Genomic DNA, 12,269 nt, shown 5'->3' on the forward strand with positions numbered 1-12,269 from the left:
GTGGCCTGCACCGGGACGCGGCCCGCCGCGAACGGGGCCGCCGGACCGGAATACCCGCTCGCGCCGTGCGGGGCGCGGGGGCAGGATGCTGGGGAAGATCCCGGCCCGCGGCCCAACGACCGCGGGCGACCGCCGCACACCCCACCGCCGCACACGATTCAGGAGGCCCGATGACCCCGGCCACGCCCGCGCCGTTCACCGCCGACGACTACCGCGCCCGCATGGACCGCGCCGCGCACGCCGCCGCCGAAGCGGGCCTCGCGGGCGTCCTCGTCGCGCCAGGACCCGACCTGGTGTGGCTGACCGGCTACCGCGTGCCCGCCGACACCGAGCGGCTCACCCTGCTCGTGCTCGCCGCAGGCCAGGACCCCGTGCTCGTGGTGCCCACCCTGGAGGCCCCGGACGCCGCGCGCGCCGCGGGCGCGCCCGCGCTGACCCTGCGCGACTGGACCGACGGCGTCGACCCGTACGGCGTGGCCGCGCCGCTGCTCGCCGAGGACGGCCGCTTCGGCGTGAGCGACAACGCCTGGGCCATGCATCTGCTCGGCATGCAGCGGCAGTTGCCCGACACCTCGTACACCGCGCTCACCGAGGCCCTGCCGATGCTGCGGGCCGTCAAGGACGCGGCGGAGCTGGAGCGCCTCGCCGCGGCCGGGGCCGCCGCCGACGCCACGTACGAGGAGATCCAGAAGGTCGCGTTCGCGGGCCGCAAGGAGACCGACGTCGCCGGTGACCTCGCAGAGCTGCTGCGGCGGTTCGGGCACGAGCAGGTGGACTTCACCGTCGTCGGCTCCGGGCCCAACGGCGCGAGCCCGCACCACGAGGCGGGCGACCGCGTCATCGAGGACGGCGACATGGTCGTCCTCGACTTCGGCGGTCTGAAGCACGGCTACGGCTCGGACACCTCCCGCACCGTGCACGTCGGCGAGCCGACCGCCGAGGAGCGGCGGGTGCACGACGTGGTGCGCGAGGCCCAGGACGCCGCGTGCCGCGCGGTGCGCCCCGGCATCGCCTGCCAGGAGGTCGACCGCGCGGCCCGCGCCGTCATCACCGACGCCGGGTACGGCGAGTACTTCATCCACCGCACCGGGCACGGCATCGGCGTCACCACCCACGAACCGCCGTACATGATCGAGGGCGAGGAGCAGCGGCTCGTGCCCGGCATGTGCTTCTCGGTGGAGCCCGGCATCTATCTGCCGGGCCGCTTCGGCGTACGCATCGAGGACATCGTCACGGTGACCGAGGACGGCGGCCGCCGCCTGAACAACACCCCGCGCGAGATGGCCGTCGTGAACTGATCCCCGGGCGGGGCCCGCTCAGCCCTGGGCGAAGTGCGCGAGCACGTCGTACGGCGGCGGCAGCGGCCGCGCGCTCGCCGCGTCCAGGCGCCGCAGCTGGTCCTCGTCGAGCGCCCACCCCACCGCGCCCAGATTGTCGGTCAGCTGCTCCACGGACCGCGCGCCGACGATCGGCGCGGTGACGCCCGGCCGCTGGAGCAGCCACCGCAACGACACCTGGGCGGGCGTGCGCCCGGTCTCCTCGGCGACGCCGAGCACCGCGTCCACGACCCGCCAGGTCGCCTCCGTGGCCCGCTCGTCCCACGCCCCGCCGCCGCGCGCGCCCTCGGGCGGCGCCTCCATGCCGCGCCGGTACTTGCCGGAGAGCCACCCGGCGTGCAGCGGGCTGTACGGAATGACGCCGACGCCCTCCGCGCGGCACAGCGGGAGCAGCTCCCACTCGGCCTCGCGCGCCAGCAGGTTGTAGATCGGCTGGAGGCACACATACGGCTCCCAGCCGCGCGCGTGGGCCACGTCCCGGACCTTCTGGAGCTGCCCGGGCCCGTGGTTGCTCGCGCCGAGATAGCGGACCTTGCCCGACCGCACCAGGGTGTCGAGCGTGGCCAGGGTCTCCTCGATTGGCGTGTGCGCGTCCCACACGTGCGTCTGGTACAGATCCACATGGTCCGTGCCCAGGCGGCGCAGGCTCGCCTCCACAGCCGCCAGGACGTGCTTGCGGCTCAGACCGCGCGCGTTCGGGGCCTCGCCCATCGGCAGGAACACCTTGGTGGCGATCACCAGGTCGTCCCGTACGCGGCCCTTCAGCCAGCGGCCGAGCACCTCCTCCGACACGCCCTGCCCGTACACGTCCGCGGTGTCGATGAACGTGCCGCCCGCCTCCGTGAACGCGTCCAGCATCGCGTGCGCGACCCGCTCGTCCGCCCCGCCGCCGAACATCATGGCGCCGAAGCACAGTTCACTCACCCGGAGTCCGGTACTCCCCAGCCGCCGCTGTTCCATGGTCGTGCCTCCTCGAAGTCGCCCCCCAGGCTAGGCCGTGCCACCGACACCGGCCCTAGTCCACGGCGAGCACCGCGCAGGACTCGCCGGGCAGGCGCACGGACCCGTCGGCGCCCGGGCCCTCGACGGGCTCCCACGCGGCGAGCACGCGCGCGTGGCGCACGCCCAACGGGACCTCGACGGCGTGCTCCGCGAGGTTCACGACGATCCGCAGGTCCCCGCGGCGCACGGCGAACCAGCCCGCCCCCGCGTCATGGGCGACGCGCACCGCGGCCAGATCGGGATCGGTGAGGTCGCCCCGCTCCCGGCGCAGCGCGATCAGCTCGCGGTACCAGTTGAGCACGCGCGCGTGGTGGCCCTTCTCGCGCTCGGTCCAGTCGAGGCAGGAGCGCTCGCGCGTCGCCGGGTCCTGCGGATCGGGAACGTCCTCCTCCGCCCACCCGTGGGCCGCGAACTCCCGCCGCCTGCCCTGCCGTACGGCCCGAGCGAGGTCGGGGTCGGTGTGGTCGGTGAAGAACTGCCACGGCGTCGAGGCCGCCCACTCCTCGCCCATGAACAGCATCGGCGTGAAGGGACCGGTGAGGGTCAGCGCGGCCGCGCACGCGAGGCGTCCCGGGGAGAGCGTCGCGGAGAGCCGGTCGCCCTGCGCGCGGTTGCCGACCTGGTCGTGCGTCTGCGCGTAGCCGAGAAGCCGGTACGCGGGCACGCGCACGCGGTCCAGCGGGCGACCGTGGGCCCGCCCCCGGAAGCTGGAGTACGTGCCGTCGTGGAAGTAGCCGCGCGTCAGCGTCTTCTCCAGGGCCGCGAACGGGGCCTCGGCGAAGTCCGCGTAGTAGCCCTGCGACTCACCGGTGAGCACGGTGTGCAGCGCGTGGTGGAAGTCGTCGCTCCACTGGGCGGCGAGGCCCAGGCCGCCGCCCGCGCGCGGGATGACGATCCGCGGGTCGTTCAGATCCGACTCCGCGATCAGCCCGAGCGGTCTGCCGATCTCGTCGGCGAGCGCGTCGACGGCCGCGGCCAGCTCCTCCAGGAACGGTCGCGCCCGGGTGTCGCACAGCGCGTGCACGGCGTCCAGGCGCAGCGCGTCCACGCGGTAGTCGCGCAGCCAGGCGAGCGCGCTGCCGACGAGGTACGCGCGCACCTCGTCCGAGCCCGGCGCGTCCAGATTCACGGCGGCGCCCCACGGGGTGTGGTGCGTGTCCGTGAAGTACGGCCCGAAGGCGGGCAGATGGTTCCCCGACGGGCCCAGGTGGTTGTGCACCACGTCCAGGACCACGCCGAGGCCCGCGGCGTGCGCCGCGTCGACGAACCGCTTCAGCGCCTCGGGCCCGCCGTAGGGCTCGTGCACGGCCCACAGCGACACGCCCTCGTAGCCCCACCCGTGCCGTCCCGGGAAGGGGCACACCGGCATCAACTCGACGTGCGTGACGCCCAGGTCCACGAGGTGGCCCAGGCGCTCGGCCGCCGCGTCCAGGGTGCCCTCGCGCGTGTACGTGCCCACGTGCAGCTCGTACAGGACCGCGTCCCGCAGGCCCCGCCCGGTCCACGGCGTACGCCACACGAACCGCTCGTGGTCGACGACGGCGCTCAGGCCGTCGGGCCCGTCCGGCTGCCGGGGCGAACGGGGGTCGGGCAGCGCGGGGCCGCCGTCGAGCGCGAAGCCGTACCGGGTGCCGTCCTCGGCCGGTGCCTCCACGGCCCACCACCCCGGGCGCTCCGGATCGGGCGCCGCCGCGCGCGGGGAGCCCTGCGCGCGCACGGCACCCTGCGTGCCTCCGTCCGCCGCGGCCCCCTCCAGGACGAGACCGACCCGCTCCGCGCGCGGTGCCCACACCTCGAACCTCACCGGCAGCCCTCCTCGTTGGCCCCTGTGTCGCCGTGCCTCCATGGTGCGCCAGAAGTGATCGCGGCGGAGGAGTTCGGCCGATTCTGGACACCCGGCCTGAGCTGGCCGACAATCGTCAGCGTGACCCTTCCTTCCGCGGCCTCCCCCGAGTACGACACGCAAGCGGGACGGGTGTCCGACGCCGAGCGGGAGCGGGCCCTCGAGGTGCTCAGGGAGGGCGCGGCGCTCGGCCGCCTCTCGCACGACACGTTCGTCCGCCGCATGGAGCTGGCGCTCACCGCCCGCAAGCGGCAGGAACTGGCCGCCCTCACCGCCGATCTGCGCACGGAGCACCGCTGGACGCGGCTCGTGCTCTCCACCGTCGGCGCGGTCTCCGGCTTCGGCGTGAAGCTGCGCCGGGCCTGGCAGGCGGAGAAGCTGCCCAAGCTGCTGCTCCCGGCGCCGGGCGCGTACCCGCTGCGCATCGGCCGGGACCCGGCGAACGGCCTGCGGCTGAGCCACGACACGGTCTCGCGCGTCCACGCCGAGCTGATCCACCAGGGCGGCCTGTGGGTCCTGCGCGACCTCGGCTCCACGAACGGCACGACCGTCAACGGCCGCCGGGTGACCGGCGCCGCGGTCGTCCAGGCCGGGGACCAGGTCTCCTTCGGCCACATGGCGTTCTGCCTCGCGGCGGCCTGAGGACCGCGGCGGGCACCGGGACCCGCCGCGTCACGCGTCCCGTGCGCGCGCGTGCAGGGCCGCCTCCACCGTCGTCCGCGCCTGGTGCTCGACCTGGCGCTCCAGCGGCACCCAGCGGGCCTTGAACCGGTCGGCGAACGCCTCGCTCCACTGCGTCACCAGATGGTCGAGACGGGGCGCCGCCCGGTCGTCGGCCTCCCGGAGGACCCGCAGGAGCATCGCGGCGGCCCGCAGCGGAAGCCGCCGCCCGAAGGCGTCCACACTGCCGATGTACGCCATCGACGTCCCGGCGGGCGGCAGCCGGCCCCAGTCGTCGGCGAGCCCCGGCACCAGGCCGAGCGCCCACCGGGCCGCCCGCAACAGCGGCCCGTCGGCGCCCGGGAGCCGGGGCAGCGCGTCGCCGAGTACGGCCTCCACCAGGCCCGCGTCGTGCCGGAGCCGCCGCGCGAAGCCGCGCAGGGCCGCCCGGGGCGCCGGGTGCGCCGCCATGTCGTCCACCATGTCGCTCGCCCACATCGGCACCTCCACGATGGCCGTCACGCCGCCGTAGCGGTGCGCGTGGTGCCAGGTGGTGTGCCGGGCGTCCTCCGGCAGGCTCGGATAGGCGGCCGCCGAGCCGGGCCCCGGCAACACGTGTACGCCGGGCCCCGACACGGGCCAGCCCGCCGCGTCCGACGCGCCCGTCTCCACCGGAATGCCGAGGCGCGCCGCCGACGCGGCGAACGGCGCGGCGAGCCCGGGGATGTCCCGGGTCAGCTGCACCCAGCTGCCGCCGAGGTCGGTGCAGTGCAGCGACACCTGCAAATAGGGCCGCAGTTCGTCGATGACGCCCTTGAGGGCGAGGGTCTCGGGCGGCAGGCGGTCCGGCGGAAGCACGGACGGCGACCACTCGGGCTGCTCGGGTCCCGCCGGGCGGAAGAAGTGCCGGTGGTAGTCCAGGAGGGTGCGCGGCGCCGGGGTGCGGTGCAGGCTCGCGCCGTCCGGGTCGGCGCACAGCAGGAAGTGCCATGAGGTGTCGGCCCGCAGCGCGGCGTCGCGCACCGTCCACTCGGCGAGGGCGAGGAGGGTCGAGCCGCCCGTGGGTTCGTTGGCGTGCGCGCCCGCCACCACGAGCACCGTGCGCGGCCCGTGGCCGACGGACAGCAGATGCAGGGGGCGGCCCGCGCGGGAGGCGCCGACCTGGCGCAGCGTGCACAGGTCAGGACGGTGACCCGCCAGCTCCCGGGCGCACACGACGAGTTCGGGAACACTGGGATAGCGGTTCGCCGCCAGTTGACTCACCCCCGCCTGGTCCGCTGACGCAATCCGCAGTACGCCACGCGGCGGTACGCGTGTCAAGAACCCCGAAGCCGGGCTCCACGGAGCCCACGCCCGGTACACACGGCTCCGCCCGCTCCATCTGTCCCACCCACTAGGCGGTATGCCCCCTTCCGCTCGGCGCACGCCCCGGGCGCCCGCTGTCAGACGCGCTCCAAAAGAGCCACCGGAAGCGGCGTGAGCAGATCACTCACGCGCGTGCACCCGGCGAACTCACGCCCCGGGGTGAGCAGATCGGCCCACGCCCCCCGCGGCAGCGCGAGCGCGGTGTCCCGCCAGCCGCCCGCGTCCGCGAGGCGCAGCGAGAGCCGCGTCACGGCCACCACCACGCCGCCGGAGCGGCAGTAGGCCACGCAGTGCGCCGCGCCGGGCCCGGTCGCCGTCAGCGGCTCGTACGTGCCCCCGCCGCCGAACAGGCCGGGCCGCCGCGCGCGCAGCCGCAGCGCCGCCGCGGTGAGGGCGAGCTTCTCGTCCGACAGGTCCCAGGAGTCCCGGCGCGCGTCGAGCCCCTCGAGCAGGCCCGTCTCGAAGGCGGCGGGGCGGCGGTTGTCGGGGTCCACCAGGGCGTGGAAGGCGCGCTCGGTGCCCTGGTAGAGATCGGGCACCCCCGGCATCGTCAGATGCAGCAGCGTGGCGCTGAGGACGTTCACGCGCGCGTGCGGGGCGAGTTCGGCCGCGAAGGCGGCGACCGTGTCCAGCGGCGGCCCGCACGGGCCCGCCGTCAGGAACGCCGTCACGGCCCCTTCGTAGCCCTCGTCGCGCTCCGTCCAGCTCGTGTGCAGGCCCGCCTCCCGCACGTGCTTCAGGAGGGCCTCCTGAAGCCGCCTTCCGTAGCCGTCCCGGCCGCCGCGCGCGGCCGGGGCGAAGCCCACCGCCGTCTGCCAGGCCGCCCAGGCCAGCTGCGGGTCGGGCGCCCGGGTGCCCTCCGCGCGCGCGGTCTGCCGCGTCACCTCGGCGAGCAGCGCGTCCCACCGCCCGGGGGCCTGCGTGAGGACGCTGATGCCCGCCCGCACCTCGGCGCTGCGCTTGGTGTCGTGGGTCGTCAGGACCGTGCCCGAGTACGGCCAGTCGCGCCGCATGCGCGCGCAGTACGCGTGGAACTCCGCCACGTCGAGCGCGGGCCGTCCCGGCTCGCCGCCCACCTCGGTCGCCGACAGGAGCGGCACGTGCCGGTAGAACGCCGTGTCCTCCACGGACTTGGCCCGCAGCGCCGCCGCCGTCTGCGCGAACCGCGCCCGGAACGCCGCGCACCGCTCGCTGTCCCCGCGCCTGCCGAGCGCCAGGTCCCGCACCGCGTCGACGGCCTCGGCCTCCTCCGCCACCGCGAACGCCCGCCGGGCCTCGGCGGCCGCGCCCGCCGTCAGGACCGTCGCGGGCTCTGCGCCACCGGCCGCGTACGGACGGTAGACCTCAAGGCGCACGAGGAGTTCCCGCAGCGCCGTCCGCAGCGCCCACGGGGCGTGGTCCCGCAGCCCGGGCTCCGCCGCGCACAGCGCGTCCGCCTCCCGCGTGAGCCGCTCCACCTCGGCGGCCAGCTCCCGCGTGACGACCTTGTACGCGGCCCGCCGCACGGTCGCGGCCCAGTCGCCGCCGCGGTCGGCGGGCGGCGCGGCGAACCGCCGGTAGCCGCTGCCCAGTTCGCGCGCGCCCGCCGCGTCCGTGAGCACCCCGTCGACGTGCCGCAGCGCGTCGTATCCGGTGGTGCCCGCCACCGGCCAGGCCGCGGGCAGGCGCTCGCCGTCGGCCAGGATCTTCTCCACGACCGTCCAGCGCCCGCCCGTCGCCTCGTGCAGCCGCTGGAGGTACGCCCCCGGGTCCGCGAGCCCGTCCGGATGGTCGACGCGCAGGCCGTCGACGACGCCCTCGCCGAGCAGCCCGAGGACCGTGGCGTGCGTCGCGTCGAACACCTCCGGGTCCTCGACCCGTACGGCGATCAGGTCCGAGATGGTGAAGAAGCGCCGGTAGTTGAGCTCGGTACGGGCGAGCCGCCACCAGCCGAGCCGGTACCACTGCGCGTCGAGCAGCCGCGGCAGCGGCAGCCTCTCGGTGCCCGTGCGCAACGGGAACACCCGGTCGTGGTAGCGCAGCACCCCGCCGTCGACGCGCAGGTGCGCGAGGTCCCCGCCGAGCCGGCGGGCGAGGACGGGCAGCAGCAGCTTGCCGCCGCCCGCCGCCCAGTCGACGTCGAACCAGCGCGCGTACGGCGAGGCGGGCCCGTCGCGAAGGACCTCCCACAGCGCGCGGTTGTGCAGCGGGTCGGCCGCCATGTGGTTCGGCACGATGTCCACGACCAGGCCGAGCCCGGACGCCCGCGCCGCCCGCGCGAGCGCCCGAAGGCCCGCCTCGCCGCCCAGCTCGCCCCGCACGCGCGCGTGGTCCACGACGTCGTAGCCGTGCGCGGAGCCGGGCACCGCCTCCAGGACCGGCGACAGATGCAGGTGCGAGACCCCGAGGGCGGCCAGATAGGGCACCGCCGCCTCGGCCGCCGCGAACGGGAACTCCGGACACAGCTGCAGCCGGTACGTGGCGGTGGGCGGCTGCGGGACATCGGGCGCGGGGCGCGGAGACGTCATGCGAACCTACGTACCCGCATGGGCGGCTTTCGTGCCTTCGGCGCATGCGCGGGTTCGCAGGAGCGTCGATAGCGTCCGACGGTGACTGAGAAGGGGCGGTGCGAGCGGCGGTACGGGCGGGACGCGCGGCGCGGCTGGGTCCCGCGCACGGCCGACACCTACCGGGACGTGCTCGCGATCACGGGGGCGGCCCTTCCGGTGCTCTCGTTCCTGGGGCGGCTGCCCGTCGCCGTGATCCAGTTCGGCAGCGTGCTCCTGGTGGCCGGGACCAGCGGGTCGCTCGCCACCGGGGGAGCCGTCGCCTGCGCCCTCGCGCTCGGGCAGGTGACCGCGGGGCCGTTCGTCGGGCGGCTCGCCGACCGGCGCGGGCAGCGGCCGGTCGTCCTCGCCTTCGCCGCGCTCAACGCCGTCGCCGTCGCCGCCTGCGCGGTCGGCGCCCTGCTGCGGCCGCCCACGCCCGTCCTGCTGGTCCTCGCGGTCCTGGCGGGCGCGAGCGTGCCCGGGATCGGCCCGCTGGCCCGCGCCCGCGTGGTGGCGCTGCTGCGCCGCGGGGACGCCCCGCCGGGGCTCGTCGACGCCGCGCTGTCCCTGGAGTCCACGATGGACGAGCTGTCCTTCGTGCTCGGGCCCGCCCTGGTCGGCCTCGCCGCGGTCGCGGGCCACCCGGCGTACGCGTTCGCCGTCGCGGCCCTCCTGGTGGCCGTCTGCGGCACCGGCTTCGCGCTGCACCCGACGGCGCGGGCGGTCGCCCCGGCCGCCGTCCCCCACCGGCGGGAGGCGGCCTTCGCGCTCCCGCGCACGGTGTACGTCGTCCGCGTCGGGCTCGTCTTCCTCGGCGTGCTGCTCGGCGCCTGCGGGGCCGGGATCGCGGCGCTCACCGAGGAGTTGGGCGCACCGGGCCACGCGGGCCTCGTCTATGCCGCGATGGGCGTCATGAGCGCCGTCGCGGGCCTGTCCATGGCCGCGCTGCCGGACCGCTTCGGGCTGCGCGGCCGCTGGCGCGCCGCCACGGCGGCCGCCGCGCTCCTGTCGCTGCCGCTGGTGTGGACGCACAGCCACCCGGCCCTGTACGCCGTCGTGACGGTCTTCGGCGCCGTCTACGCGCCGAACCTCGTCACCGGCTTCGCGCTGACCGAGCGAGCCGTGCCCCGGCCGCGGCTCGCCGAGGGCATGACGTGGGCGGCGAGCGCCTTCGTCGGCGGCCAGGCGGTCACGCTCGCCGTGGCCGGACGGCTCGCCGAATCCCACGGCGCGGGCGCCGCGTTCGCGCTCGGCAGCGCGGCCGCCGCGGTGGCCTTCGCCATCGCCGTGGCGGCGCGCCCGGGGGCGCCTACGCCGGACGCTGCAGCACCGTGAGGCTCCGGTCGGTCAGCGTCACGCGCTCACCCGCCCGCACCTTGGCCCCGGTCCCCGGCGGCACGCCGTCCTCACGCGCCGTGTCGACCACCACCTGCCACTGCTGGCCCTGATTCACCGGCACCACGAACTCCAGCGGGTCTGGGGACGCGTTGAACATCAGCAGGAACGAGTCGTCGGTGATCCGCTCGCCGCGCGGCCCCGGCTCGGAGATCGCGTTGCCGTTGAGGAACACCGTCAGGGCACGGGCCTGGGCCGCGTCCCAGTCCTCCTGGATCATCTCCTCGCCCTCCGGCGTGAACCAGGAGATGTCCGACAGCTCGTCGTGGGTCCCCTCGACCGGACGGCCGTGGAAAAACCGGCGCCTGCGGAACACCGGATGGTCGCGCCGGAGCCACGCCATCGCGCGCGTGAACTCCAGGAGGGTGCTCTCGCCGTCCGGCCAGCGCACCCAGGCGACCTCGTTGTCCTGGCAGTACGCGTTGTTGTTGCCGCCCTGGGTGCGGGCGAACTCGTCGCCGTGGCTGAGCATCGGCACGCCCTGGGACAGCATCAGGGTGGCGAGGAAGTTCCGCAGCTGCCGGGCGCGCAGCGCGAGGACGTCCGGGTCGTCCGTGTCGCCCTCGACACCGCAGTTCCAGGAGCGGTTGTGGCTCTCCCCGTCCTGGTTGTCCTCGCCGTTGGCGTCGTTGTGCTTCTCGTTGTACGCCACCAGGTCGTGCAGGGTGAAGCCGTCGTGGCAGGTCACGAAGTTGATCGAGGCGAGCGGGCGGCGGCCGTCGCCCTGGTACAGGTCCGACGAGCCGGTGAGCCGCGAGGCGAACTCCGCGAGGGTGCGCGGCTCGCCGCGCCACAGGTCCCGCACGGTGTCGCGGTACTTGCCGTTCCACTCCGTCCACAGCGGCGGGAAGTTGCCCACCTGATAGCCGCCCTCGCCGACGTCCCAGGGCTCGGCGATCAGCTTCACCTGGCTGACCACCGGGTCCTGCTGGACCAGGTCGAAGAACGAGGAGAGCCGGTCCACCTCGTGGAACTGGCGCGCGAGCGTCGCCGCGAGGTCGAAGCGGAAGCCGTCCACGTGCATCTCGGTGACCCAGTACCGCAGCGAGTCCATGATCAGCTGGAGCACGTGCGGATTGCGCATCAGCAGTGAGTTGCCGGTGCCCGTGGTGTCCATGTAGTACCCCGGGTCGTCCTCCACGAGGCGGTAGTACGAGGCGTTGTCGAGGCCCCGGAAGGACAGCGTCGGGCCCAGGTGGTTGCCTTCCGCCGTGTGGTTGTAGACCACGTCCAGGATGACCTCGATGCCCGCCTCGTGCAGCGCGCGGACCGCCGACTTGAACTCCAGGACCTGCTCGCCCCGGTCGCCCCAGGAGGCGTACGCGTTGTGCGGGGCGAAGAAGCCGATCGTGTTGTAGCCCCAGTAGTTGTTCAGGTCCATGTCGACGAGGCGGTGGTCGTTCACGAACTGGTGGACCGGCATCAGCTCCAGGGTGGTCACGCCGAGCCGCGTCAGGTGCTCGATGACCGCCGGGTGCGCGAGGGCCGCGTAGGTGCCGCGCAGCTCGTCCGGCAGCTCCGGGTGCAGCATCGTCAGGCCCTTCACATGGGCCTCGTAGATCACGGTCTCGTTGTACGGCGTGCGCGGCGGGCGGTCGTCGCCCCAGTCGAAGTACGGGTTGACCACCACCGAGGCCATCATGTGCGGCGCGGAGTCCAGGTCGTTGCGCTTGTCCGGGGCGCCGAAGCGGTAGCCGTACACCTCCTCGCCCCAGTCCACCGCGCCGCCCACCGCGAGCGCGTACGGGTCAAGGAGGAGCTTCGCCGAATTGCAGCGCTGCCCGCGCGCGGGCTCGTAGGGGCCGTGCACGCGGAAGCCGTACCGCTGGCCCGGCATGACGCCGGGCAGGTACGCGTGCCGCACGAAGCCGTCGGACTCGCGGAGCTCCACCGCCGTTTCCGATCCGTCGTCGTGCAGCAAGCACAGTTCGACGCGATCTGCGGCCTCCGAGAAGACCGCGAAGTTCGTACCGGCACCGTCGTACGCGGCGCCGAGGGGATACGCCTGCCCAGGCCAGACCTGCATGTCGTCGACTCTTCCACGCTCGTCACTCCCGTGGGGGCTGCCTTGGCCAGAGTGTGCTCGAAAGTGGGGCAACCACAAAGGAGTTGAGTCCGTCTAACCGACTGACCACATAC

General features: G+C 74.9%; 8 protein-coding genes. 3 read left to right on the forward strand and 5 right to left on the reverse strand.

Annotation, left to right across the window (positions count from 1 at the left end):
* Window positions 1–170 precede the first annotated feature (170 nt).
* Window positions 171–1,298, forward strand: a complete 1,128-nt coding sequence (locus tag CP982_RS31955; protein WP_150513619.1) for an aminopeptidase P family protein — start codon at window positions 171–173, stop codon at window positions 1,296–1,298.
* Between the two features lie 18 nt (window positions 1,299–1,316).
* Here the strand turns inward: CP982_RS31955 and CP982_RS31960 are convergent, their stop codons facing one another.
* Window positions 1,317–2,297, reverse strand: coding sequence for an aldo/keto reductase (locus tag CP982_RS31960; protein WP_150513620.1), 981 nt, complete (start codon window positions 2,295–2,297; stop codon window positions 1,317–1,319).
* A gap of 55 nt (window positions 2,298–2,352) precedes the next feature.
* Window positions 2,353–4,143, reverse strand: a complete 1,791-nt coding sequence (gene treZ, locus CP982_RS31965) for a malto-oligosyltrehalose trehalohydrolase (protein WP_150513621.1) — start codon at window positions 4,141–4,143, stop codon at window positions 2,353–2,355.
* Window positions 4,144–4,263: 120 nt separating this feature from the next.
* Between treZ and CP982_RS31970 the strand changes: the two genes are divergently transcribed.
* Complete coding sequence (locus tag CP982_RS31970) at window positions 4,264–4,824, forward strand: FHA domain-containing protein (protein ID WP_150513622.1); 561 nt, start codon at window positions 4,264–4,266, stop codon at window positions 4,822–4,824.
* Between the two features lie 30 nt (window positions 4,825–4,854).
* On the opposite strand, the gene CP982_RS31975 is transcribed toward CP982_RS31970, so the two are convergent.
* Complete coding sequence (locus CP982_RS31975) at window positions 4,855–6,105, reverse strand: M14 family zinc carboxypeptidase (RefSeq protein WP_372503448.1); 1,251 nt, start codon at window positions 6,103–6,105, stop codon at window positions 4,855–4,857.
* A gap of 179 nt (window positions 6,106–6,284) precedes the next feature.
* Window positions 6,285–8,714 carry a malto-oligosyltrehalose synthase gene (gene treY / locus CP982_RS31980; RefSeq protein WP_150513623.1) on the reverse strand — a complete coding sequence of 810 codons (2,430 nt, stop codon included), beginning with the start codon at window positions 8,712–8,714 and terminating at the stop codon, window positions 6,285–6,287.
* 81 nt (window positions 8,715–8,795) lie between these two features.
* On the opposite strand from treY, the gene CP982_RS31985 reads away from it, so the two are divergent.
* Entirely contained in the window at window positions 8,796–10,070 is a 1,275-nt protein-coding gene (locus tag CP982_RS31985; RefSeq protein ID WP_150513624.1) for an MFS transporter, read from the forward strand.
* On the opposite strand, the gene glgX is transcribed toward CP982_RS31985, so the two are convergent.
* Window positions 10,045–12,156: a glycogen debranching protein GlgX gene (gene glgX, locus CP982_RS31990; protein ID WP_150513625.1), complete on the reverse strand. Its 2,112-nt coding sequence runs from the start codon at window positions 12,154–12,156 to the stop codon at window positions 10,045–10,047. The genes CP982_RS31985 and glgX overlap by 26 nt on opposite strands.
* Between the last annotated feature and the right edge of the window lie 113 nt (window positions 12,157–12,269).

The organism is Streptomyces spectabilis (genome assembly GCF_008704795.1).
Taxonomy (GTDB): domain Bacteria; phylum Actinomycetota; class Actinomycetes; order Streptomycetales; family Streptomycetaceae; genus Streptomyces; species Streptomyces spectabilis.